Below are 25,262 nucleotides of genomic sequence, written 5' to 3'. Positions count from 1 at the left end.
GGCATACGTATTTCTACTGATGCCCGCGAAAACACAGTCGATGGTTGAGTTGTAGTGTTACGCATACCTTTTCTTGTATGCGTCCCAGTAGGCGTGTTACGGCACGTATCAGTAAGCGTATTTAGTAAGCGTAGCGTTTTCTAAGGGCGGCGGGTCAAACCGTCGCCCTTTTTGTTGCGAGGCTAAAAGGTAATGTTTCAGACTTACGCGCGCCTCATTGAACCGAGACGACTACAAAAGGTTACGACAGTTAGCGAACGCCGATAACGCTACTAAATAACGATAATATTTGTATTTGCGCGTAGTTCGCATCATGCGATATGCGCCTATTAGGCTCGGGTCAGAGGATTCTCGGCATCAATGGGAAACCGCCCTGGCTTATCGGGAACGGGATGAGGAAGGGTGGCATTTTGCAGCGCTCAGCTGAAATCGGGCAGGGTGGTTTGCGCCGCAGCCTAAAGGCGCAAGGGACGGGCAGCAGCCTGCCGGTCTACCATCAACTCAGCTCCATTCTGCGTCAGCAGATAAAGGACGGTGTCTATTCGTCCGGTAAGGCCATGCCTTCGGAAATGCAGCTGTCGCAAACCTATGACGTTTCGCGGGTGACGGTGCGTCGCGCGCTGGAAACGCTTGAAAACGAAGGCTTTGTCGTTCGCCGTCATGGTGTGGGCACTTTCGCCGCGCCCCGACCGCAGGCCGCGGCAAATCCGGTCAACCGTGTGTCGGGTCTGGTCGAGAACCTGATCACGCTGGGACTGGAGACGACGGCGCAGCTGCTGTCCTATGTGCCGGATGCACCGACACCGCCGGTGGTATTGCAAGCATTACGTCTTGAGCCGGGTGACACGACCCTGCGTATCGAGCGCCTGCGTTTCTACAAAGATCAGCCTCTGTCGCTATCGATGGTCTATCTGCCGCATGACTATGCGCATCTGGCACCCGAGCATCTGATCGATGACCGCCCGATCATCCGACTTCTGGAAGATGGCGGCCTGCGTCCGGACCGTGCCGAGCAAACCATCAGCGCCATTCCTGCGGATGACGAAGCGGCGGCCAAGTTGAATGTCGGCATCAGCATGCCCTTGCTGCGCATGCGCCGTACGGTGTTCGACAGCGACGGCAATCCGCTGGAACATCAGGTCGGTCTGTATAATCCGGACCAGTACGAATACCACATGATGCTGACGCGCGATAACAGCTCGGCCCGCCCGCAGTGGCGCCACATCGGCTGATTTCGAAAGTCCGACAGATAAAAAGGGGCGATCCGGTGGATCGCCCCTTTGTTCTATCAGGCCCCGAACTTGCGCAGGGGCACATCGGCGATGGGGATTGTGGTGGTCTTTTCTTCGGTGAAGAAGGCCATCGAAGAGGTGGCGCCGTCGCGGCCCAGTCCGGAATCCTTCACACCACCGAACGGGGCGCGCAGTTCACGCACCATCGGCGTGTTTACCCACATCAGACCGGTACGGATGGCCTGGCTGATACGCAGGGCCTTGTCGACATTCTGGGTCCACAGATAGCCAACCAGTCCGAACTGGCTCTCATTGGCCATGCGGATGGCATCTTCGGCATCCGAAAACTTCACGAAGGACGCGAAGGGACCGAAGATTTCTTCCTGACAGACGCGGTCGCTGTTGCTGGGGGCCAGAACGGCGGTGGGCTCGATGAAATAGCCGTCGCGGTCCAGTGCCCTGCCGCCGGTCAACAGGGTAGCGCCCTGGGACTTGGCGATATCGACATAGGACAGGATGTGTTCGCGGTGGCGAGCCGAGGCAATCGGTCCGATCTCGGTTTCGTCCGACAGGGGGTCGCCGACCTTGATTTTGCGGGCACGCTCTACGAAGCGACCGACGAAATCGTCAAAGATCGAATCCTGAACCAGAATGCGCGATCCGGCGAGGCACTGCTGGCCGTTGTTCGAGAAGATCGAAACGAGCGCGCCGTCCAGAGCGCGTTCCTGATCGGCGTCGGCAAAGATGATATTGGCCGACTTGCCGCCCAGTTCGACGGCGGCGGGTTTCAGGCGGCGGCCTGCGGCCTGCATGATGGTACGGCCGGTCTCGGTGCCGCCGGTAAAGGCGATCAGATCGACGTCGGCGTGGTCCACGAGTGCCGAGCCGGTGGTCTGCCCGCGGCCGTTCACGAGGTTCACCACACCGGGCGGCGTGATGCCGTTGATGATCTCGACCATACGCGCCAGTGACAGCGGCGTTTGCTCAGACGGCTTCAGTACACAGGTGTTGCCATAGGCAATCGCCGCCGCGACCTTCATCGAGGCCAGCGCCAGCGGGGAATTCCACGGCGCGATCAGGGCGGCCACACCGACCGGATGGCGGGTGACGAAGGTCAGATAGTCTTTGTTCTGTTGCCAGACCTGACCCGGTTGCTGGCTAATGACCTCGGCAAAGAAGCGGAAATTATAGGCGGCGCGCACCACCTGACGGCCCAGTACGTCGCGGCGTACGATGCCGGCGTTCAGGGTCTCCAGCGTGGCCAGTTCATAGGCGTTGGCATCGATCGCATCGGCGATGCGGCACAGGATGGCCTGACGCTCCTCGATGGCCATGCCTGCCCATTCGGGATCGTTGAAGGCGCGGCGGGCAGAGCGGACGGCGCGGTCTACTTCGTTGGCGTCGGCTTCCTGAAGCTCGGAAATGATCTGGCCATTGCCGGGGTAGAATGTCGGGATACGGTAACCGCCCTGATCGCCGACCCAAGCGCCGTCGATAAAGCTGGTCACAAGTTTGGGGGCGAGCTCGAACGGGTTGGACGTGCCGGTAGCCATCACTCAGATCCTGTACATGGGCCGACGAGCGGCATATTTGACTCGTCTTAAACCTAATACGTCTTAAGCGTGGCAGGCAAGACCAAGAGTGGCGTTATCAAAACCGCCTTCCAGATCAAAGCTCAAATCTGGACCAATGTTACGCGGTTCGGTCGATCCCCGTGGAAATGGGGTTGTCGGAAGCGAACTTAATGTATTAGATCGAATACAAGTTAGATTTCGGGGTGAGTCATGGGGCAGTTCGACGCGCAAGTCGTGATCGTGGGGGCAGGGCCGGTCGGCCTGACTGCCGCCTTGCGTCTGGAAGGATTTGGAATTTCCGCTCTTGTCCTGGAACAGGAACAAGTACTGCCCGAAGATTTGCGTGCGTCCACCTTCCATCCGCCGACGCTGGATATGCTGGCTCAGTATGATGTTGCGGACGAACTGATCGCGCAGGGTCTACGCTGTGAGCACTGGCAGATCCGCAATCATGATACGGGCGAACGGGCCGTGTTCGACCTGTCCTATCTGAAGGGTGAAACAGACCATCCTTTCCGCCTTCAATGCGAACAGTTCAGACTGTGCCGCATTCTGGAAGCGCGTTTGGCCAAGGCCCGGCACGTTGAAACCCGTATGGGGGCCAAGGTTGTCCGCATCGAGCAGGATGAAGCATCTGTTCGCGTCTTCTATGAAAGCAACGGCACGGAACAGGTCGTCACGGCGCGCTATGTGATCGCGGCAGACGGTGCCCGCAGCACGGTGCGCGGCCTTATGGGATGGGAGCTGGAAGGCAAGACGTATCCGGAAACCACCATCCTTGCGATCACGCCTTTCGCGTTCGACGAGCATCTGGAAGGCCTGTCGAACGTCAACTATTGCTGGACCGACGGCGGCACCTTCTCGCTGCTGAAGCTCAAGGATTTCTGGCGTTGCAGCCTGTATCCGCGCGGCGACGAAACGATCGAGGACGCGCTTGATCCTGCGTCTATCGAGACGAAACTGCAGGGTATCGTGCCCCGCGACGTGCCTTATGATGTCCTCGAAATCCGCCCTTACCGCGTGCACATGCGCATTGCGCCGGACTATCGCAAAGGTCGGGTGATTCTGGCGGGTGATGCCGCCCACATCAACAGTCCCTCGGGCGGCATGGGCATGAATGGAGGCGTGCACGACGCCTTCAATCTGACGGACAAGTTGAACCGGATCCTGAACGGTGCCGACGACAGTCTGCTGGACCTGTACACCCGTCAGCGCCGCCCGGTCGCGGAACAGGAAATCCTTGCGCAGGCCGACCGCAACCGCGGCCGGATGCAGGAGCGTGACGCCGAACGGCGCAAGGTGATGATGGCCGAAATGCAGGCCATGCTGGCCGATCCGGTACAGCACAAGGCCTATGTCATGCGCTCGTCCATGATCGATGGTCTGCGCAAGGCCGACGCGATCCTCTGATCAGCGTGGTAGCAGATATAGAAAAGGCCGGGTTCCCCCCGGCCTTTTTTGTGGCTGGAGCCGAGGCGGGATCAGCTTCCGGTTTTGGGCGTGTCCTTAAGGGCGTCGATCTCTTCCTGCAGCACGTAGAAAACGCGCTGTGTGAAGGCGGCGTGGCGCTGGCGGCGCTCTTCCATGTCTTCCGGTGTCGGCTGATAGGTTTCAATGGCGTCCTTGGCCATAACCCCGCTTTGGGCCAGCACGGATTCCAGCGTGACAACGCGGTCGCAAAGGGTGGCCACTTCTGCCGTCAGGGCCGTGATGATGGCCGTCAGGCGATCTTTGGCGGTGTCCTCGAAAAAAGTCGGGCGAGGGTGTTTGGGAGAAGCCATTTGAACTCCGGTAAGAGATTAGGCGAAAGGAAATCAGGCCCTGCCCAGACGGGCAAGTGATGCGGGGAAGCGGGCGGCCAGGCGCGCACGCCACGGGGTGTCGGCGGCCAGCCAGTCGGTAATGGAATCTGTGTGGCCCAAATCCTGACAGAGCGCCCAGGCTGTGGCCAGATTGGACGACAGTATCGGCATATCCGCCCGCAGGGATGCGACAGCCAGGGCGGGCAGGCTGGGCGCCCCCGTACCCGTGGCGACGACGGCATCTATGCCGCGCTGCCGGACCGCTGTTTCCAGTACCGCCAGCAGGTCTGACGAGGTCTGGGTATAGATCGGGTGTCCCGCCACTTTCGAAGGCGGGGCCTGCAGGACGAAATCGGGCTCGAACCCGCGCGAGGCCCAATAGGCGGTCGCCGGTTGCGTCAGGGCCGGTGGATAGGGGCTGACCAAGGCTATACGCCTGGCACCCAGGGCCTTCAGGGCACGCTCCACGGCATTGGCCGCACCTATCAATGGACACGGCCCCTTGCCGCGCAGGATCCGGTCGCTGCACCTTTGTTCGGGAGCCAGCAGATAGGTCGATCCGGTGCAGGCGAAGGCCACCGCATCCAGCGGCGCGTCCCCGAACGGTTCAAGCCATCGCGACATCTGCAGCTCATAGGCGCGCAGGCGTTCGTGCATATCCCCGAATGGCGCATACATGCGGGCCGTCAGCACGTTGAAGTCCGGCGGCAGCAGGGTGGAGATTTCCGGCTCTGCGGTCGGGTTCTCCGCAGGGGTGAGAAGGGCCACGACGGCCGATGCGCCCAGATCGGGTCGCGGGCTGGCTATGGGTGGTGAACCGGTGTTCATTATCTCGTATGGCCTGCCTTAAAGGGCGAAAGAGACGCTTTCGGATAGCTTGTATTTGATATAATACATCCTAAAGCGCTTTCGTCATGCTAGAAAGTGCAATCCACGAAGGGGACGTGCATGATCATCGACCGTAGCGCCACGCACGAGATGCTGGCCCGCCCGACACATGACGAGGCGGCCCGGACCCAATATATCGTTCAGTTGAAGAACCATCTGCGCCGTTTCGAGGCGGGCAATCAGGTGGCGCTGGAACATCGTGCAGGACCGGCTTTTCAGCAGGCGCATGGCCGCTTTCCGCAGACGGTCGAAGACATTACCCACGCCATGAAGGGCGATCCCTTCTACCAGATCTGGAGCGCGTTCAGCCGCAGCGCCCAGGACGTCATGTGGAACTCGGTCGGCACGACCATCCACCGCGAACTGCCGCGCATGGGAGAGGTGGCCAAACGTCTGGCCAATGCGCCTGCGGGCGGCACCTGCGAGACGAGCCCTGAGTTCAAGGCACCGGCCGATGCCTATGCCGCGCATATCCACGGCCAGCCGGGCGGCTATATGCTGGGCGAGGAATCCGCGACCGATTTCGTTGCGGGTGCTTTTTATGAGAGCGGGGGTAACGCCTATTCTCTGGGGACCGGCATCGGCGTGCGCGACTCAAAGTCAGCGGCCATCATCGAGTTCCTGAAAGAACGCTATCCCGATTTCAAACCGCGCCGCATCCTTGATCTGGCGTGTTCGTCGGGCGGTGCGACCGTTGGCTATTCGGCGGCCTTCCCCGATGCCGAGGTCTATGGTGTGGACGTGGCCCCGGGCCTGCTGCGCTATGCCCATCTGCGGGCCGAGGCGATGGGCCTGAAGGCGCACTTCCGCCAGATGGACGCCGGGGCGCTGGACTTCGGGGACAACAGTTTCGATCTCGTGATCTCGCACAATATGATGCACGAAGTCTCACGCGAGGCGCTGGGCCGGATCTTCTCGGAAGCCCGTCGTGTGGTGAAGCCGGGCGGCATCGTGGTGCATCAGGATGTGCCGGTGAAGGGGGCTGACTTCACTCCGTTCGAGAAGTTCATCTTCTCTTGGCAGACCAAGAACAATGACGAACCATTCTGGGATGACTTTACCGAGGCCCATGTGCCGTCGGTGATGTTGGAGGCGGGCTTCAGCGAAGACGAAGTGCTGGAGACGACCGTAAAGATGCGTGACGGCCCGCGCGCCTGGTACGTGGTGCTGGGCCAAAAAGCATAAGCCACGAACCTCTTCCTTGCGGAAAGGCCCCGGTCCTTATGGATCGGGGCCTTTTTGCTGCGCTGGATAGCCACCAGGCCAAAAAAGAAGCCCGCGGATGTCTCCGCGGGCTTCGGGTGGCTGATGGCCTTGAGGCTTAGAAGTTCGCCTCGTAGGTCAGGCCGAACTGGCGACCGCGCGGCAGCGAGCCGACGAAGCCGCGTTTCGGGCTGGCAGAGAAGTCCGAGTAACGGACGATGCCGACCGGATCGATGTTGTCGAAGATGTTGCGGCCGAACAGGATCACACGATGCGGACCGCGCTCCCAGCCCAACTGGATGTTGGCGGTGTCGCGACCGTCAACCCAGGCCAGGTTGGCGACCTGATCGTACTTCTTGGAGCGGAAGGCATAGGTGCCGTCCACGAAGAAGCGGTTCTCGCCGATGTGCCAAGCGTAGTTGGTGCCCAGCGAGTACTGGATCTTCGGCGCGTTCGGAATGGCGTTGCCCGAAATGTCCGAGCTGCCGCCGGTCAGGGCCGGAAGGTCCGGATCGAAGGCCTTGGTGTATTCGCTGTCGGCATAGGCGAAGGTGCCGCGGACCAGCCAGTCAGCGGTGATCTTGCCTTGAGCCTCGACCTCGATGCCCTTCACCTCGACTTCACCCACGTTGCGGATGAAGGATACGGTTTCGGTGGAGGACAGCTGGGCCACCTGCGTCATCTGCTGGTTTGTCCAGTCGATGAAGTAGCCGGCCACGTTCAGGCGGACACGACGGTCGAACAGGTCGCTCTTGAAGCCGACTTCATAGTTCCATGCGGTTTCTTCGCCGTAGGTACGGTCGGCAGGGGCCAGACGCACGTCGGTGTTGAAGCCGCCCGGCTTGTTGCCCTTGGCGACCAGGCCGTACAGCATGAAGTTATCGCTCTGCTTGTACGACAGGGTCACACGTGGGTTGGTCGAGCGGTAGGTCGCACCCAGGTTGAAGTTGGAATCCCCGCCGGTCAGCGTCAGTTCTTCCTCGGCGACGCGCAGTTCAGCCGTACCCGACAGCTTGTCGGTGAAGTCGTAACCGACCAGGCCGAAGGCGGCCAGGTTGGTGGTGCCGATGGTGCCGTTGTTCTGCAGGGCCTTGGTGACGTAGCGGTAACGTCCGTCCCAGCGGTCGCTGTTGAAGTAATAGGCACCGGCCATCCAGCGCAGGCGCTCGCCCTGCGGGGAGGTGATGCGGAACTCCTGGCTGACGCCTTCGATGTCGATCTGGTCGTTGACGTGCAGCGAACCCGCCAGCAGACGCGTCGGCTGATAGTCGAGGTCGGCCTTACGGTCCTCTTCGGAGTTGTTGTAGGCCGTGATCGAGGTAAGGGTGTAGCCGTTCAGATCGTATTCGGTCGTCAGGCTCAGACGGCCCGTCTTGCGCTCGACGCCACCGCCGTCGACTTCATCCAGATTGAAGCCGATCATGTCCGGCGTCACCTTGATGGCACCGCAATAGTACTGGGTGCGCGATGACAGATAGCAGTTGTTGGCCGTGGCGCGCTGCATCGCCATCGGCTCGTGGCCGTCGTCATTGTGGGCGTACGAGGCGCGCAGCAGGAAGCTGAGGTTCGGGGTCGGGGTATAGCTCAGTGCCAGCGTACCGCCGACGGTCTTTTCCTGACCCAGCATACGGCCGTCGGAAGAGTCGCCCGGCGCGTTGTTACGGTACTCGCCGCCATAGGTGTAGTAGTTGAACGAGGCCTGGGCCGACAGCTTGTCTTCGACGATCGGGCCGGAGATACCGGCCAGCAGATTGTACTCGTCGTGCTGTGCGGCCGTGCCACGCAGCAGCAGTTCGCGGTCGTTCGACGGGCGACGGGTGGTGTAGCTGATGGCACCCGAGAAGGTCTGGCGGCCATACAGAGCCGACTGCGGGCCCTTGATGACTTCGATCTGGTCCACGAAGGCCAGTTCGGTCGCGAACAGCGAGTCCGGAATATAGACGCCATCGATGAAGGAGGCGGCGTTCGGCGAGCCGAACACGTTGGCCTGACCGCGGATCACAGGGCGCTCGAAGCGACGGCCCTGATCCTTCTCGATGTTCAGGCCCGGTGCGACCGATGAAAGGTCGGCTACTTCGCGCACGCCGCGACGCTGCATGTCCTGTGCGTTCATGGCCGTGATGGCCAGCGGCACTTCCTGCAATCTTTCGCTGGTTTTGCGGGCGGTGACGATGATCTCGTCAACCTGTACCGCCGGTTCACCACCGGCAGACTGGGCCATTGCAGGCATTGCTGCACCAGCCAAAATTGCAGCGATGCTGGTCCCCGCCAGCGTCATTGCACGAATAGCCATTCTTCTTCCCCTCGATGCGTCGAGCGCACACGTATTATATTCAATACGTTTGAAGACTGTACGCCCATCCGCGCTCTGTCAATCACGTAAGAGCGTTCGGTAAAAGACGAAAATCAGCGATTTATGACATGAGGCATTGTCAACACACCCGTTGTAATCAAAGGGAATGATGAGATGAGGACTGCAATTCAATACCTTAAGGGCGTTTAAGAGCCGTAATGCCTAAGCTGGAAGGGTTTTGAGGTAGGAAAGGCATACCTCTGACCAGATTTCAGGCTGCTCCAGAATATTTGCGGAGCCACCGTCCAGATGGACCAGATTCCAGTGCGGATGCAGGTTCTGGAACCTCTCGGCGTGACCGGAGACAGGATCAAGCCGACTCGAAAGCAATAGCGCAGGAGCCGAAACCAGCGGCAGCAGCGCCGCCAGATCGAAGCGATAGGCCGCCGAATGCCCGTGATCGGCGCGAATATCGTTCAAATAATAGGCCAGGTTCGCCAGATGCAGGTTCTCGACCGACAGGTTCGGATCGGCAAAATCGCGCATAAAGGCCCAGCGATCGACAAAGTGGCTGCCGCCCTCGACCGGAGCGAAGGCGCGGTGCGGCATGGACTGTCGCTGTTCGCGTTCGCTGGCGGAATAGAGGGGCGGATTGTGCAGAACCAGCCCCCGCACCATAGCCGGACTGAGGGCGGCAAAGGCCGAGGCGATCAGGGCTCCGGTGTGATGGCCGCCGATGATCGCCCTGTCTATGCCCAGTGCGTGCAGCGTGACTTCCAGATTGGCGGCATAGTCTTCGATATCCGGAGGAGAGGGGGACGGTTCGGACAGGCCGTAACCCGGTGTGTCGGGGGCGATGACACGCCAGCCTGCCGCGGCCAGCAGCGGGGCCAGTTTGTGGAACTGGATGCCGTTCCACGGCGTCTGGTGCAGCAGGACCAGCGGCGGCCCTTCACCCCATTCCCTGATGTGGACCTGACCCCACAGGCCGTTCACATAGGTGCGGCGTCCGCAGACCAGGGGCGTGGTCATTGCGGATCGCCCAACGCGATCAGTTTCTGACCCAGCAGACGCCCGAACGTCAGCGCCGGTGTTGCCATCATGCCGCCGCAGACGGCACGGCCCATTGTCTGGCTGGCGCCGATGATCTCTCCGGCAGCCCAAAGACCGCTGACGGGTTGTCCACCGGCGCGGATGACACGCAGCTTGTTGTCTACTGACAGGCCCACTGCGCTTGATACGGCCGCGCCTTGGACACGAATGGCATAGAATGGCCCATTGGCGATGGGGGCAGGCAGATGTCTGCGCCCGAAGAAGTCGTTGCCGGAAGCGACGCCGAAATTATAGCCGCGAACCGCGCTGAGCAGGCCGTCGGTACCGACGCCAGCCTTCTGGGCGAGTTCTTCCAGCGTGTCGGCCTTGTAGAAGAAGGGGCGTCCCTGCTCGAACAGGGCAGCGAAGCCTTCATTGTCGAAACCCGCGACCAGCGGCGGTGCCGTTTCCAGAATGGTCTGGTCGAAGATGGCCCAATATCTCTGGTCCGGCTGTTCCAGCAGGGCGTTTTCGCGGGCATCGACCGATTCCATATCCTCGCGGACGAAGCGGTTTCCGTGGACATTCACATAGATTTCCCACGGCAACCGCTTTTGCGGATAGGTGTTCAGCCGCCCGACCATGCCCGGCTTGGGCTGTTCGCCGTCCAGCAGGAAGCCGAAATTGCAGAAGAAGTTCTCCTGTCCACGCAACACGCCGCCGACCGATTGGCCCAGCGTATAGCCGTCGCCCTGTGAATGGCGGTAGGGCAGGTTGGTATAGAGGGGGCGGCCGTTCAGGGCCGCGTACATCTCGGGATTGGCGGTATAGCCGCCGCACGCCAGCACGGTGTTGAGCGACCTGAAGCAGTGGATAGTGCCCCGGGCATCGGTCGCCTCGACACCGATGACTGCGCCCGTGTCATCGGTGAGCAGACGCGTCGCGCGATGCTGTAGACGCACTTGCAGGCGACCTTCCGACACCGCTTTTTCCACGGCACCGACCAGCACCTTTCGCACCGATGCGCCGCCTTGCAGGCCCCAATAATAGCGGGCGCGGCTATAGGGTTCGTGTCCCACGCCATCCACCGGACAGGCCGGATCGACGTCAAAGCCCTGATCCATCAGCCAGTCGAAGGTATCGGCGGCATTCCACACGGCCAGACGCACCAACTCCTCGTTCACCGTGCCACGGCTGAGGCGCATGATGTCGTCGAAATGGTCCTGCGGGCTGTCCTCGATGCCGCGTTCTTTTTGCAGGCGGGTGCCTGCGGCGCTGAGCTGGCCGTTGGCGACCCAAAGAGTGCCGCCCAGAGCCTCTGCCGTGTCCAGCAACAGGACCCTGGGGGCACGTGCGCTGGCAAAGATGGCGGTGGACAGGCCCGCCGTGCCGCCTCCGATAATGATCAGGTCCCAAACGTCGGAGGAAGCGGTCGTATCGGTCATCAGGCGGCTCGGCGGTACACGAAGGAATGCGGAATGATGGGCCTTAGCGGGCCAGCGTCATCTCTTCATAGACGGGGACGCGGTGGCGGATTTTCACATTGCCGACGCGCGGGCTGTAGGCGAACAGGTCGCGGTGCTCGAGCAGGAACACCGAGGGCGCAGCCTCATGGTACATCCGGCCCAGCTTTTGATAGGCGACCAGCCGTTGGTCGGTGTCCATGATCTGGCGGGCCTTATCCAGTTCGGCGGTGATGGCTTCATCACAGAAGAAGGGCACACGGCGCCCGCAGGAGAAGTCCTCCATCGCGCGGGTCGTGTCGTAGTACTGGAAGCTGTTCCAAGACAGGGCCAGTGCCTCGCCCGCCCAGCTATTGGCCTGATATTTGGCCAAAAAGTCGGGCATGGTCATGACCTTCAGCTTGGTGTTCACGCCCACGCTGCGCCAATATTCGGCGACCGCCTGCGAGATCAAGTCATCGCCCGGCGCGGCGTCCACCATGACTTCCATCGTCAGGTCGAACCCGTCCGGATAGCCTGCCTCGGCCAACAGCCGTTTCGCCTTGGCCGGATCGTAGGGATAGGGGCTGATGGTCGGATCATAGCCGAACACGCCTTCGGCGGCGGGCTGGCCCGAAGCCTTGGCACCTTCCGGCATCAGGGCGACGATCGCGTCCTTGTCTACGGCATAGTTCAGGGCCTGACGGACACGGACATCTTTGAGCGGGCTGTCCTCGGCACCGCCCACATTGCGGAAGCTGTAGGCTTTGACCTGTGCGGAGGGTGACGACAGGACGTGGTAGCCCTTGCGGTGCAGGCGTTCCAACTCTTCCAGATCGACCAGTGAGAAGTCGATATCACCCGACAGCAACGACTGGGTGCGTCCTGCCGCGCTGGGCAGTTCGTAGAACACCACGCCCTCGATATTGGACCGACGCCAGGACCTGTCGTTTCGAACCAGCGTCAGCTGGCGAGAGCGTTGATCCCAGCCTGTCATGGTGAAAGCGCCGGTGCCGACAGGCTGGCGGGCAAAGGCATCCATGCCCATCGACCTGACCGCCTCGGCATCGACCATCATCACAGCGGCCAGACGACGCGGCAGCACCGGATCGGGCCGGGCTGTGACGATTTCCAGTTCCAGCGGGCCGACCACACGGGTCGAGGCAATGCCGCGGTTCTCGGCACCGATCAGGGTGCGCTTGCCCTCCTCGGAGGCCAGATAGTCAAACACGCCCTTGGCCGCCGCAGCATCGAAGACGCGGCCGTTGGAATAGCGGACACCCTCGCGGATTCTGAAACGCCAGACGGTCGGCTCGACCAGTGTCCATTCCGTCGCGAGGCCGGGTTTCAGTTGGCCGTCGTCGTCGATGGCTGTCAGCCCGTCATAGATGGCCAGCCAGATCAGCGAACCGGGGCGGCTGTTGCCACGGAAAGGGTTGCCGAGACTGGAGGGCAGGGAGCCCGCTGCCACGCGCAACACCTGGTCATTCTGCGGGGCCGTGGGGCCGCAGGCGGCGACACCCAGCGCAGTCGCACAGGCCATACCGGCCAACAGGGATTTGAACGAAGTCATCTTCATCTCAGGCCATCCCCTCACCTGAAGGGGGCATTCGGGCATCGCTGCGGATAATCTCCATCACCCCGGCCAGAACGCCGTCATCGATCGCCGCGCCGTCTTCCAGCAGGGCGGACAGGCGTGGATCGGCCAAGGCGGCCGTGGGGTTGAGTGCCGCAGCCAGCAACAACTGGGTATAGGCCGTGCTCGGATGGTACAGCACCTGTGCGACCGGCCCCTGTTCGATGATCCGGCCGTTCTGGATGACACACACCTGATCGGCCATGCGGCGCACGCTGCGCATGTCGTGCGATACGAACAGCATGGCCAGACCCAGTTCCTGCGTCAGCGATTGCAGCAGGGTGGAAATCTTGTCCTGATTGGCAAAGTCGAGCGCCGACAGCGCCTCGTCGGCGATCAGGATCTGCGGCTCCATCGCCAGGGCGCGGGCAATGGCGAGGCGCTGCTTCTGTCCACCCGAAAGGGCGGCGGGCCGAAGACCGGCAAGGCGTTCGTCCAGATGCACCAGTGCCAGAAGTTCTGCCGTGCGGCTCTTTCGCTGGGCGGCGGTTCGACCGCCCTTGACCAGCAGGGCCTCGTCCAGAATCTGTCCCGCGGTGTGGCGCGGGTTCAAACTGGCACCCGGGTCCTGAAACACCATCTGGATGGCGTGCAGGGTCGCCTTGTCGCGTTTGCGCAGCGGCAGCAGCTTTTGCCCGTTCAGCAGGATTTCACCCGCCGCCGGATCGACCAGACCGGCAACTGCACGCACCAGACTGGACTTGCCAGAACCGGACTCGCCCACGATGGCGGCAACCTGTCCGGCTTCGAGTGTCAAAGAGGCATCGGCCAGCACCGTCTTTCTTGACGGGCCGTCGCCGTAGGAAACGCTGATGTCACGGATTTGGAGCAGGCTCATCGGTCGTCTCCGCGTTTCACTGTGCCGATAGGGGCGGCGGCCAGAAGCTGGCGGGTAAAGTCGTGCTGCGGGGCCGACAGTATGGCGCGCGTCGGGCCTTCCTCGATGATCCGGCCTTCCAGCATCACGGCCAGCCGGTCGCAGATGGCGGCGGCGGCGGCAATGTCGTGGGTGACCATCAGACCTGCGCTGTTCGACACCTTGCGGCGCATCAGGGCGAGGATCTGCAGTTGAACGGTCGGATCCAGCGCCGTGGTCGGCTCGTCCGCCAGCAGCAGGGCAGGGTTGTTGATCATTGCCAGACCGATCATTGCGCGCTGTCGCTGGCCACCGGAAAGCTGGTGCGGATAGGCATCCACACAGGCATTGCTGCCCGGCAGGTGCATCGACTTCAGAATATCAATAGCAAGGGCGCGGGCATCGGCTTTTGACAGGTTCTGATGGCGACGGGCCGATTCAATCAGGATCGCGCCGATGGTCTTGACCGGATTGAACGACGACAGCGGGTCCTGGAAGATCATGCCGATCTGGCCGCCACGGATGGAGCGCCATTCCTTTTCGGAGCGGTTGTCGATGCGCTGGCCGTCGAGGACGATCTCGCCTGATGTCATGCGCACGCCGGACGGCAGCAGTCCTGCGATACCGAAACAGGTCAGGGTCTTGCCCGAGCCGGACTCGCCCACAAGGCCCAGTATCTCGCCACGGCGGATCTGCAGATCCAGAGAAGGCACCAGAACGCGGCCACCGTCGACGGCTTCCAGCCGCAGGCCTTTGACGTCGAGCGCGATATCGGAATGGGTGACGGCGCTCATCGGGTGATGTTCCGCAGATACTGGCCCAGACGGTGGGCGGATACGATGATGATGACCATTGCCAGAGCGGGAGCGAGGGTCAGCCACGGCGCTTCGAGCATGTAGCCACGGCCTTCGCTGAGCATGGCCCCCCATGTCGCAGCACCCAGCGGCGCACCGATGCCGAGGAAGGACAGCGCGCCTTCGGCCACGATCATTTCGGCAAAGTGGAAGACCACCAGCACCGACAGAGTGGGAATGAGCGCGGGCAGAACATGATGCAGATACAGGCGCATCTTGGACATGCCGGTCATTTCCGCGGCCTGGACATATTCGCGCTGGAACAGGCTGCGGGCCTCGGCATAGACGACGCGCGAGAAGACCGGCCACGTCACAAGACCCAAGGTTAGGGTCAGGGCCACAAAGCCGCTGTCGCCCAGGATTGCGATGACGGTCACGGCCATGACGAAGGAGGGGAAGGACTGGGTGAAGGTGGTCAGCAGGCGCAGGGCCGATCCCAGCAGACCGCCCTTGTGCGCGGCCAGGATCCCGAAGGTCGAACCGATGCAGAAGGCGATGACCGTGGCGCAGAATGCCGCCCCGACAGACCAGCGCAGGCCGGTCAGCAGACGGGCCAACTGGTCACGTCCCAGTTCGTCGGTGCCCAGAAGATGGCCGGGCGACAGAGGCGGCAACAGGCGGGCAGTCAGGTCGATGGCCCGATGGTCGTGCCCTGAAAGCATATCGCCGAGCAGTATGCTGAGCGCGCAGACAAGGCCGACAATACCAAGCGGCAGCAGCGGCGAGCGGATGATCTTTGCGGGGCTCATTTGTCTGCCCTCGCGCCGACACGGATGCGGGGGTCCAGCATCACCTGCACCGCTTCGGTTAGGGCATTGCTGAGGAAGACCGACACCACCATCACGATCACCACGGCCTGAACCACAGGGAAGTCGAGGTTCAGCGTGGATTGCACCAGCAACCAGCCGATACCGGGCCAGGCGAAAATCGTCTCGATGACCACCAGGCCGGTCAGCATGAAGGCGATCTCGGCACCGATCAGGGCCACAGCCCCGAGCAGCGAGTTGGGCAGGACATGACGCCACAGGATCACGCTATCGGATGCGCCGATCGAGCGGGCGGTGCGAACGAAATTGGCGTTCAGAGCGGCCCAGGTATTGGCCTCGACCACGCGGATCAGTTTGGGCGCAAGGAAGCAGACCACCGACACGACGGGCAGAATCCACGTTGCCGGCCCCGAAAAGCCGATAGACGGCAACCATTCGAGACTGGCGGCAAACAGATTGATCAGCAGCAGGGCGATAACAAAGCCCGGAAAGCCCTGAAGCACCGACAGGAAGGCGCGCACAGCCTTGCGTGATTTCGATGTCTGGCTTTGGCCCAGCCATGCCCCCAGAGGCAGTGACACGATCAGGTTCAGCGTAATGGCCATTGCCGCCAGCATCAGGGTAGCGGGCAGGGCGGCCAGTACTTTTTCCATTGCGGGGGTGCCGTCCAGCAGCGACTTGCCGAAATCCCCCTGGGCCAGACGTGCGACCGTGCCCAGATATTGGATGGGCAAGGGCTTATCAAAGCCGTTATCGACGCGAATGGCTTCGATCTGGTCGGCGGTGGCGCCTTCACCCGCCAGTACGACAGCGGGGTCGCCGGTCAGGCGAAGCAGGAAGAACAGAACGGTGACTGTAGCAGCCAGTACGAACGCAAAATCGCGCATTCCGGCAAAAAGTTTGCGAAGGGCCACCGGGTCAGATGCCCTTGTCCGGAAATCTGGCGCTTGCCCGCCCGAATCTGTTGCTCATTGCTCCCCCACTAAGCTTGGCGTTCGCAGAACCTACCTCGACCAACCTTGGTAGGGTAGTGCTAGCACGTATTCAAATAAATACAACATGCGCTTTTCCCTCTAAAATCGCGGGATAAAAAAGGGTTCTCTTCACCGTCGCTATTGAATACCAAGGGTTGGCTCAGTGAAGCGTGTGAGGGGAAAATGAAGCGCATCAAACCATCTGCGGGCCTGACGGCCCTGCTTCTCGCCGGGACCTGCCTGACGGCACCCCTCTTTGTGCCTCAGGTGGCCGTGGCAGAGGTGGCTGCGGAAGCGTCATCGCCTGTAGCCGGTCCGCTTAGCCCCGCTGTGGCAGGCGTGACCGCGCCGGTCCAGTTTTTCCCGCAGGAGCCGGGCACGGACTTTTATCTGGCCAACCACGACCAGTACGAAGCCTATCTGAAGCTGCTGGCGCAGCAGTCCGACCGGATGAAGCTGGAAAGCTTCGGCACGACGGAGGAGGGGCGGACCCAGTGGATGGCCATTGTCTCCACGCCGGAAAACCTCGCCAATCTGGACCGCTACAAGGATATCGCCCGCCGTCTGGCCAAGGCCGAGGGTGTGAGCGAGGAAGAGGCCCGCCAGCTGGCCGCCGACGGCAAGGCCGTGGTTTGGATCGACGCCGGTCTGCACGCCACCGAGACGGTGACCACCCAAGGCCAGATCCACGTCCTTTACCGCCTGCTGACGGGACAGGATGCCGAGACGCTGCGGACGCTGGACGACACCATCCTGCTGTTCGGCCATGCCAACCCTGATGGCCTGCAACTGGTGGCCGACTGGTACATGCGCAAGGAGGACCCGCAGGAACGCTCGTTCCGCGACATTCCGGTGCTGTACCAGAAGTACACCGGCCACGATAACAACCGCGATTCCTACATGGTCTCGCAGGCCGAGACGGCGAACATCGCCCGCGTCCATTACCGCGAGTGGTTCCCGCAGATCGTCTACAACCAGCACCAGACCGGCCCGCGCGGCATGGTGGTGTACATCCCGCCCTTCCGCGATCCGTACAACTACAACCTCGACGGTCTGGTCATGAACATGACCAGCGAGCTGGGCACCACCATGCACAGCCGTCTGGTGGCCGAGGGCAAGGGCGGTTCCGGCTCGAACTCGGTCGGGGCCTATTCGACGTGGCACAACGGTATGGTCCGCTCCACGCCCTATTATCACAACGCCATCGGCATCCTGACCGAGCTGATCGGCGGGCCGACGCCGGAAGACATCGCCCTGATCCCCGACGTGCAACTGGCGCGCAACGATATTCCGCTGCCGATGGTGCCGCGCCGCTGGCACCTGCGTGACAGCATCGACTACCAGTGGAGCATGAACCGCGCGATCATCGACTATGCGTCGCGCAACAAGGAACGCCTGCTGTTCAACATCTGGCGCATGGGCCAGAACGCCATCGAGCGCGGCTCGACCGATACGTGGCAGATGACGCCGACGCTGGTCGAGGCCCTGAAGGCGGCGGGCAACAATGCCCGCGCGGTCGATCCCTCGCTGATGGATACGGTGGTCCGCACGGCGGAAAACCGTATGCCGCGCGGCTATATCATCAACCCGCAGACCCAGCGCGACCTGCCGACGACGGTGGCCTTCCTGAACACGTTGATCAAGAACGGCGTGGACGTGGAGGTGGCCGAGCGTCCGTTCACCGTGAACGGCACCCGCTATCCGGCGGGCAGCTATGTGGTGAAGACGGCGCAGGCCTATCGTCCGCACGTACTGGACATGTTCGAGCCGCAGGATCACCCCCACAACACCGAATATCCGGGCGGGCCGCCCAAGCTGCCGTATGACGTGGCGGGCTATACGCTGGCCTTCCAGATGGGTGTGAACTTCGACCGCATCCAGGATGGCTTTGAAGCGCCGACCGTCAAGGCCGAGGACGTTCTGGCCCCGCCACCGGGCCGTGTGATCGGCAATGGCCGTGCAGGCTTTGTGATCGGCCATGAAGAGAACAACAGCTTCATCCTGACCAACCGCCTGCTGGCGGCGGGCATCCAGCCGGAATGGATCGAACAGTCGGTCCGTGCCAATGGCGAGACGCTGGGCGCAGGCGCGATCTGGGTTCCTGCATCGGAGCAGGCCGCGGCTATCATCCGCGAGGCGGTCGGCCCGCTGGGCATCGACGCCCATGCCGTGTCGCGCCGTCCGGCCGGTGAGGGCATGGCGCTGAAGCCTGTCCGTGTCGGTCTGGTGGACCGTTACGGCGGTGTGATGTCGTCGGGTTGGACCCGCTTCCTGCTGGAACGCTACGAGTTCCCGTTCGAGGTCGTCTATCCGCAGGCGCTGGATACCGAGGACCTGAACGCCAAATACGACGTGCTGGTCTTCACTGACACCGTCGCGCCGGCGCTGGACCATCCGGCCTATCGCCAGACCACGGCCTGGCCGCAGCCCAAGCCCGAGACCATCCCCGCCGAAATGCGCGGCTGGCTGGGCGAGGTGACGGCGGAAACGACCGTACCGCGTATCGCCGAGTTCGCCCGCAAGGGTGGTACGGTGGTGACCATCGGCAACTCCAACCGTCTGGCACACCTGCTGGGCGCGCCGATCGAGCCGGCTCTGGTCAAGACCGAGGGCGAGCGCGTGCGTCCGCTGCCGAACACCGAGTTCTTCCTGCCGGGGTCGATCCTGTCGGCCAAGGTCGAGGCTGTCAGCCCTCTGGCCTATGGCATGCCGGAACGGGCCGATGTCTTCTTCAACAACGGCCAGACCTTCCGCGTGACGGGCGAGGGCGCGCGCACGGTGGTCCGCTTCGACAGCGATGCACCGCTGCGTAGCGGCTGGGCCCACAATCAGGAAATCCTGAAGGACACCAGCGCCGTGGTCGAAGCCGATCTGGGCGAGGGCAAGCTGTTCGCCTATGGCGCGGAGGTCATCCAGCGCGCCCAGCCGCACGGCACCTTCCGCCTGTTCTTCAACGGTCTGCTGTACGGTCCGGCCAGCGCCAACCGCTAACGGCGCAACGGTACCCACATCAAACAAAAGGGGTCGCGAAAGCGGCCCCTTTTTTCATGGAGACAAGTTCAAAATACTAGCTTGCGTTATAAGACTGACTATCGCAGTCTCTTCCCGATCCGGTCAGGGAGGTGTGACGTGGTCTATATTCTCGGTGGTTGGCAGAGTGACTTCTCGCGCAACTGGGCCCGCGAAGGGCTTGAGATCGCCGACGGCTTTGCCGAGGCACTGAACCACGGACTGGACGCCACCAAGCTGGATCCGACCGAAATAGAGGTCGGCCACGTCGGCAATTTCGTCGGCGAACTGTTCTGCGGACAGGGAATGTTGGGCGGCTTTTTCGCCCAGTCCGACAGGCGGTTCGACGGTATGCCGACCGCCCGGCACGAGGCGGCCTGCGCTTCGGGTTCGCTGGCGATCATGGCGGCGATGGCCGACATCGAAGCGGGCCGCTACGAGAGCGCCTGTGTGCTGGGGCTGGAGGTGATGCGCAATGTCCCGGGCAAGGTCGCAGCGGATAATCTGGGCGCGGCGGCTTGGCACGGGCACGAGTTTCAGGATGCCATCTATCTGTGGCCGCGTGCCTTCTCCGACATAGGCGACGTCTATCAGGAACGGTTCGGCATCAAACGCGAGCATCTGGCCGAGATAGCGCGCATCAATTTCGGCAATGCCAAGCGCAACCCCAACGCCCAGACGCGCGGCTGGGCCTTTACGGATGCCAGCTTCACCGATGACGATGAAGCCAATCCTGTCATCGAGGGCAATATCCGCCGTCAGGACTGCGGTCAGGTGACGGACGGCGCAGCTGTGGTCTTCCTCGCCTCGGAGCGCAAGGCCGCCGAATATGCCCGCAAGCACGGGCTGCGCCTTGAAGACCTGCCGCGCATCAAGGGCTGGGGCCATACGGGCGCGCCGATGAGCCTTCGCTCCAAGCTGGAAGTTCAGGATGAAGAGGGCTGGATCTTCCCGCACGTTAAGAAGGCGGGCGAGGATGCCCGTCGCCGCGCAGGCCTGAACGATGTGTGGGACATCGACGCGGTCGAAACCCACGACTGCTTCACCACCACCGAATACATGGCCATCGAGCATCTTGGTCTGACCAAGGCGGGCGAGGCATGGAAGGCGATTGAAGACGGCACGGTCGCCTTTGACGGGGCACTGCCGTTCAACCCTTCGGGGGGATTGATCGGCCTTGGCCATCCGGTCGGGGCGACGGGCGTGCGTATGGTTCTGGATGCCGCCAAACAGGTGGCGGGCACTGCCGGAGACTATCAGGTCGAGGGTGCGAAGAACGTCCAGACCCTGAACATCGGCGGCTCTACCACCACCACGGTCAGCTTCGTCGTCGGAACCTGAAGTCCCACAGAAGGGGCGTTTCAAAAGTGAACCTGACATCGCTCGCTTAACGAAGTGGTGCAGGGCGGGGAGGAAAGAATGAGAACGATTTCAAGGGTCGTCGCGGGCTTTGAGACAAACGGGGAGGGCGCGTGATGGGCGTCGTTTCTCCTCTGGGGCTGACCGCCGAAGACATCGCCAAGGCACCGCTGCGTGATGCCGCGCTGCTGCCGGTCGATCTGGATGTCCGCAAGGAAGCCGATGGCACCATCTATCTGAAGTCGCGCATTCCGGTTGCGCCCTATGACTTCAACATGCCGCGCCTGTTCGCCCGCATGGCTGAACAGCAGGGCGACAAACCGGCCCTGATGCGCCGCGCGGCGGGGGGCGGCGACTGGCAGGCGACAAGCTATCGACAGCTGAAGCGCGACTGCGACGGCTTTACCCAGTGGCTGTTGGATCAGGGCGGCGATGGCACGGTGTTTCTGGTGTCGTCCAACTCGCCGTTGTTCTCGACCGTGACCTACGGCGGGTGGGCGTCGGGGCGGGCGGTCTGTCCGGCCAGCCCGATGATGGTGGCGCTGGGCGGCGATCTGGGCCGCCTGCGCCATGTGATCGGCAAGGCCAAACCGTCCGTCATCGTAGCAGAAACCGCAGGCATCGCCGCGGCAATTGCCTCGGTGGATATCGGTGATGCGGTGCTGATCTGCGGAGAGCCGTTCGAGGGCGCGCTGTTGCTGGCCGATGTGGTGGCTACTGAACCTACGCCTGCCGTCGAGGCTTCCATTGAAGGGCTGAAGGAAGACGGGGTGGCGGCCTATATGCTGACCTCCGGCTCGACCGGATTGCCCAAGCTGACGGTGCTGACGCTGGGTGCGCTGGCGGCCAATACCGCCGAGTGCAAGCAGACGGTCGGCAAGGTGGCGGGCTGGAACGAGGTCATGCTGGACTGGCTGCCGTGGCACCACGCGGCGGGGGCCTATGTGATGCGGACCACCCTGATGGAGGGCGGGACCTTCTACATCGATGACGGCAAACCCATGCCCGGCCTGTTCGATACCTCGATCCGCAACCTGACCGAGATCAGCGTCGGCTATTACAACAATGTGCCGCTGGGTTACGTCATGCTGGCCGATGCACTGGAAACCCATCCGGAGATGCGGAGGAACTTCTTCTCGCGCATGAAGATGATGCTGTTCGGCGGTGCGGGGCTGTCCCAGGCTGTGTTCGATCGCCTTCAGGCCTGTGCGGTTGAGGCTTGCGGCCACCGTGTCATGCTGACCAGTGGCTATGGGTCCACCGAAACGGGATCGGCCATCACCGTCACCCACTATGAGACGGACAAGGTGGGCTTGGGCCTGCCGGTGCCGGGGGTGACGATCAAGCTGGTGCCACAGGGCGACCGCTATGAGCTGCGCGCAAAGGGCAAGAGCCTCGCGCTCGGCTATCTGGACGAGCCCCAAAAAACCGCCGAAGCCTTTGACGAGGAAGGCTATTACCGCTCTGGCGATCTTTGCGTCTTCCATGATCCGGAAAGGCCGGACCTTGGGCTGGCCTTTGCGGGCCGCGCCGCCGAGGAGTTCAAGCTGTTGAGCGGGGCGTGGGTCTATGGCGGTCACATGCGCGAGCAGATCATCCGCATACTCGACCCGCTGGCGCTGGATCTGGTGCTGTGTGACGAGAACCGGCCCTATCTGACGGCGATGATCTGGACCAAGGCCCCGAACGCCGAGGCCGAGATTGTCGAACGGCTGAAACAGTTCAACGCGACCCAGTCGGCGGGCAACCGTATCCGGCGCGTGCTGTTCCCGTCCGCGCCACCCAATCCGAACGCGCACGAGCTGTCGGACAAGGGCACGGTCAACCGCCGCGCCGTGATGGATAACCGTCCCGATCTGGTCGAGCGCCTGTTCGCCGAGCAACCGGACGAGGGCGTCTATATTCTGGAGGCCTGAAGGCCTTATCCGAAAACTGTCAAACATGTCTGGCCGTGACACGGCCAAGGGGGAGTGATGCTGCCTGAAGTTCTGAGGATACTTCTGATCAATGTCGGCGTAGCGGCGGCGGGTTTCGCGCTGGTCTGGGCCGTTTCGTTGAAGTTGAAAGACCCGACCATTGTTGACGCCTATTGGGGACTGGGCACGGTGGTGCTGGCGATTTCCACCTTTATCCAGTCGGATGGGCCGCTGTTGCGCAATGCCCTGCTGACGGGGATATGCGCGGCATGGGGCGTGCGCCTGTTCGGCTATATGATCTGGCGCTGGCGGGTGCATGGTGCCGACCGCCGCTATGAGCGACTGTATGAAAAGGTGAAGGAAACCAAGGGTTGGAGCTTTGGCTTCTTCACCCTGGTGTCCATCTGCGTGACGCAGGCACCGCTACAGTTCCTGATGTCGCTTCCGGTCCAACTGGGCCAGATCGACCGCACACCGGATGTGGGTGTAATTGGCTGGATCGGCGTTGCCATCGCGGTCTTTGGCCTGATCTTCGAGATCATCGCCGATGGGCAGCTGGCCAAGTTTAAGCTGAAGCCCGAGAACAAGGGCAAGGTCATGCAGTCGGGCCTGTGGCGCTATAGCCGTCACCCCAACTATTTCGGCGAGAGCCTTGTCTGGTGGGGGCTGTTCCTGATCGCGGCGGAAACCACGACAGGCCTGTTCGCCATTGTTGGTCCGGCCTTCCTGACGTGGACCCTGATGAAGTGGTCGGGCGCACCGACGATGGAATACCGTATGCGTAAGACCAAGCCGGAGTATGCCGACTATATCGCGTGCACATCCGGCTTTGTGCCGCTGCCGCCCAAGAAGGTGAAAGCCTGATACGAAAAGGGGGCGGCCTTCTCCAAGGCCGCCCCCGTTCGCCCCTGTGTGGTTCAGCCCGTCAGGCCGAGACCACACCATCGCGGATATAGGCCCGATCGGCCCAGCAGGCGTGGGTGCCGCTGGAGATCTTGTGCGGCAGGGCAATGCGGCACACGGGGCCTTCCTCGAACTTCTTGCAGTCCACGAGGATGCATTCGGACGTACCGGCATTCTCGTCGATGATGAAGCTGATCAGATAGCCATCATCCTCATCCTTGGCGTTTATGCGCGGGACAAATGGGCTTTCGCTTGCATAGCGACCGTCCGGCAGGGTGATCTGCCAGCTTTCGCCGGTTTCCAGATCGTGTTTGACGAAGCCGTTGAACAGGAACCAGCCCGGCTTGGTCGTCGTCGAATAGCAATAGCGGTTCTTGCGACCGGCATAGCGGTTGTTGATGACGCCGAACTCCAGCACGCGGTCATCGAGGTGGCCCTCGGTCGTTTCGCCGGTCTTCAGGTTGAAGCGCCACCGGTGCAGTTTGGACTTGAAGCTGTGCTCGTCCAGATAGGCCATCATCCGGTCCATCCCCTTGGGCGCGCCTTCCAGCGGCTCGGGCATGGGCACTTCCTGGAAGTAGCCGTCCATGACGATCTCGTCGCCTTCCTCATAGGCATTGAGGAAGTGCAGCACATAGGTCGGGTCCGCCTCGAACCAGCGGATGTCCTTTTCGGTGCCATAGCGCGGGATGACGGCAAAGCGCGACGGCAGGTCGTGCATGCGGGCCGCGTGATAGCCCTTCTCCAGCAGGCCTTCGTCCCAGAACAACGGGAAGTCGTTCAGGATCGAATAGTTCTCCGAGAAGATCATGTCGTGCGGCAGGCGCGGACCGGGCAGGGGGATCGGGGTGTAGTGGACCTGCTTCCCGTCCTTGTCGATCACGCCATAGTGCATGTAGGGCGCGTGCTTTGAATAGTTGAAGAACAGCATCTCGCCGGTGCGTTCATCGGTCTTGGGGTGGGCCGATACGCCGTCCAGCGGCACCCACGGAGCGGTGCCCAGCTGTTCCATGGTCTCGGGGTCCAGCATGTAGGCTTCGCCGCACTGGTAGAAGGTCGAGATGGCCTTGCCATTGTGGATCACCACGTCGGTGGACGAGGAATCCTTCAGGCTTTCGTGCGCGCCGAAGCCGGGGCGCTTGGACGTGCCCGGACCATCCTGGATGCCGCCCCACAGCGAACCCTCGGCGATCTGTTCGGCCACAAAGCCGCGAGTGCGGACAAAGCGGTTGCGATAGTCGGCCTTGCCGTTCTGGATGCTGATCTGGTGCAGCATGCCGTCACCGTCGAACGGGTGATAGCGGCCCAGCGGCTGGTGGACGGGATTCTCGGTATTACGCAGATAGACCCCGTCGATATCGGTGGGGATTGCCCCTTCGATCACATCCAGATCAAGGGCGGTAACCTCTTCCCACTGCGGCGTCCACGGGCCCGTCATATACGGGTGGTTCGTGGGTTGAAGCGTGGTTTTAACGGGTTCGAGACGCGTGACTTTCATGACCATTCCCCATTGGTGTGGTCA

At 62.2% G+C, this 25,262-nt stretch carries 19 protein-coding genes; 7 read left to right on the top strand and 12 right to left on the bottom strand.

The window, feature by feature from the left end:
• The first annotated feature begins 443 nt into the window (after nucleotides 1-443).
• The gene (locus tag B3H86_RS03240; RefSeq protein ID WP_292051141.1) at nucleotides 444-1,232 is read left to right on the top strand and encodes a GntR family transcriptional regulator; all 789 of its coding nucleotides are present in this window, start codon (nucleotides 444-446) and stop codon (nucleotides 1,230-1,232) included.
• 56 nt (nucleotides 1,233-1,288) lie between these two features.
• On the opposite strand, the gene B3H86_RS03235 is transcribed toward B3H86_RS03240, so the two are convergent.
• Entirely contained in the window at nucleotides 1,289-2,785 is a 1,497-nt protein-coding gene (locus tag B3H86_RS03235; protein WP_292051140.1) for an aldehyde dehydrogenase, read from the bottom strand.
• A 231-nt stretch (nucleotides 2,786-3,016) separates the two neighbouring features.
• Between B3H86_RS03235 and B3H86_RS03230 the strand changes: the two genes are divergently transcribed.
• Nucleotides 3,017-4,216 (top strand): FAD-dependent oxidoreductase, encoded by a 1,200-nt coding sequence (locus B3H86_RS03230; RefSeq protein WP_292051139.1) that lies wholly within the window; start codon nucleotides 3,017-3,019, stop codon nucleotides 4,214-4,216.
• 71 nt (nucleotides 4,217-4,287) lie between these two features.
• Here the strand turns inward: B3H86_RS03230 and B3H86_RS03225 are convergent, their stop codons facing one another.
• A complete protein-coding gene (locus B3H86_RS03225) occupies nucleotides 4,288-4,587 on the bottom strand; it encodes a hypothetical protein (protein WP_292051138.1) in 300 nt (99 codons plus the stop codon).
• Between the two features lie 33 nt (nucleotides 4,588-4,620).
• Nucleotides 4,621-5,436, bottom strand: coding sequence for a maleate cis-trans isomerase family protein (locus tag B3H86_RS03220; RefSeq protein ID WP_292051137.1), 816 nt, complete (start codon nucleotides 5,434-5,436; stop codon nucleotides 4,621-4,623).
• Between the two features lie 120 nt (nucleotides 5,437-5,556).
• On the opposite strand from B3H86_RS03220, the gene B3H86_RS03215 reads away from it, so the two are divergent.
• A complete protein-coding gene (locus B3H86_RS03215; protein ID WP_292051136.1) occupies nucleotides 5,557-6,681 on the top strand; it encodes a methyltransferase domain-containing protein in 1,125 nt (374 codons plus the stop codon).
• Nucleotides 6,682-6,817: 136 nt separating this feature from the next.
• On the opposite strand, the gene B3H86_RS03210 is transcribed toward B3H86_RS03215, so the two are convergent.
• The 8 genes from B3H86_RS03210 to B3H86_RS03175 all read right to left on the bottom strand — a co-directional run bounded on the left by B3H86_RS03210 (nucleotide 6,818) and on the right by B3H86_RS03175 (nucleotide 16,466).
• Entirely contained in the window at nucleotides 6,818-8,992 is a 2,175-nt protein-coding gene (locus tag B3H86_RS03210) for a TonB-dependent receptor (RefSeq protein WP_292051135.1), read from the bottom strand.
• Between the two features lie 222 nt (nucleotides 8,993-9,214).
• The gene (locus B3H86_RS03205; RefSeq protein ID WP_292051134.1) at nucleotides 9,215-10,024 is read right to left on the bottom strand and encodes an alpha/beta fold hydrolase; all 810 of its coding nucleotides are present in this window, start codon (nucleotides 10,022-10,024) and stop codon (nucleotides 9,215-9,217) included.
• Nucleotides 10,021-11,469, bottom strand: coding sequence for an FAD-dependent oxidoreductase (locus B3H86_RS03200; protein WP_292051133.1), 1,449 nt, complete (start codon nucleotides 11,467-11,469; stop codon nucleotides 10,021-10,023). Before B3H86_RS03200 ends, B3H86_RS03205 begins: the two co-directional genes overlap by 4 nt.
• Nucleotides 11,470-11,512: 43 nt before the next feature.
• On the bottom strand, nucleotides 11,513-13,045 hold the full coding sequence (locus tag B3H86_RS03195; RefSeq protein ID WP_292051132.1) for an ABC transporter substrate-binding protein: 1,533 nt from the start codon (nucleotides 13,043-13,045) through the stop codon (nucleotides 11,513-11,515).
• Nucleotide 13,046: 1 nt separating this feature from the next.
• Nucleotides 13,047-13,940, bottom strand: a complete 894-nt coding sequence (locus tag B3H86_RS03190; protein ID WP_292051131.1) for an ABC transporter ATP-binding protein — start codon at nucleotides 13,938-13,940, stop codon at nucleotides 13,047-13,049.
• The gene (locus B3H86_RS03185; protein WP_292051130.1) at nucleotides 13,937-14,752 is read right to left on the bottom strand and encodes an ABC transporter ATP-binding protein; all 816 of its coding nucleotides are present in this window, start codon (nucleotides 14,750-14,752) and stop codon (nucleotides 13,937-13,939) included. Before B3H86_RS03185 ends, B3H86_RS03190 begins: the two co-directional genes overlap by 4 nt.
• A complete protein-coding gene (locus B3H86_RS03180) occupies nucleotides 14,749-15,561 on the bottom strand; it encodes an ABC transporter permease (protein WP_292051129.1) in 813 nt (270 codons plus the stop codon). The genes B3H86_RS03185 and B3H86_RS03180 overlap by 4 nt, the downstream gene beginning before the upstream one ends.
• On the bottom strand, nucleotides 15,558-16,466 hold the full coding sequence (locus B3H86_RS03175) for an ABC transporter permease (protein ID WP_292051128.1): 909 nt from the start codon (nucleotides 16,464-16,466) through the stop codon (nucleotides 15,558-15,560). Before B3H86_RS03175 ends, B3H86_RS03180 begins: the two co-directional genes overlap by 4 nt.
• Before the next feature lie 270 nt (nucleotides 16,467-16,736).
• Between B3H86_RS03175 and B3H86_RS03170 the strand changes: the two genes are divergently transcribed.
• The 4 genes from B3H86_RS03170 (at nucleotide 16,737) to B3H86_RS03155 (ending at nucleotide 23,701) form a co-directional block, all read left to right on the top strand.
• On the top strand, nucleotides 16,737-19,544 hold the full coding sequence (locus B3H86_RS03170) for a M14 family metallopeptidase (protein WP_292051127.1): 2,808 nt from the start codon (nucleotides 16,737-16,739) through the stop codon (nucleotides 19,542-19,544).
• A 138-nt stretch (nucleotides 19,545-19,682) separates the two neighbouring features.
• Nucleotides 19,683-20,903 carry an acetyl-CoA acetyltransferase gene (locus tag B3H86_RS03165; protein ID WP_292051126.1) on the top strand — a complete coding sequence of 407 codons (1,221 nt, stop codon included), beginning with the start codon at nucleotides 19,683-19,685 and terminating at the stop codon, nucleotides 20,901-20,903.
• 134 nt (nucleotides 20,904-21,037) lie between these two features.
• Entirely contained in the window at nucleotides 21,038-22,837 is a 1,800-nt protein-coding gene (locus tag B3H86_RS03160; RefSeq protein ID WP_292051125.1) for an AMP-binding protein, read from the top strand.
• Nucleotides 22,838-22,894: 57 nt separating this feature from the next.
• Nucleotides 22,895-23,701, top strand: coding sequence for a DUF1295 domain-containing protein (locus B3H86_RS03155; protein WP_292051123.1), 807 nt, complete (start codon nucleotides 22,895-22,897; stop codon nucleotides 23,699-23,701).
• Between the two features lie 61 nt (nucleotides 23,702-23,762).
• Here B3H86_RS03155 and B3H86_RS03150 read toward each other — a convergent pair whose 3' ends face one another.
• Complete coding sequence (locus B3H86_RS03150) at nucleotides 23,763-25,238, bottom strand: carotenoid oxygenase family protein (RefSeq protein ID WP_292051122.1); 1,476 nt, start codon at nucleotides 25,236-25,238, stop codon at nucleotides 23,763-23,765.
• Between the last annotated feature and the right edge of the window lie 24 nt (nucleotides 25,239-25,262).

The organism is Brevundimonas sp. UBA5866 (genome assembly GCF_002432125.1).
GTDB lineage: Bacteria > Pseudomonadota > Alphaproteobacteria > Caulobacterales > Caulobacteraceae > Brevundimonas.
The sequence above is the reverse complement of the archived record's forward strand: the minus strand, read 5'-3'. Positions and strand labels throughout refer to the sequence as shown.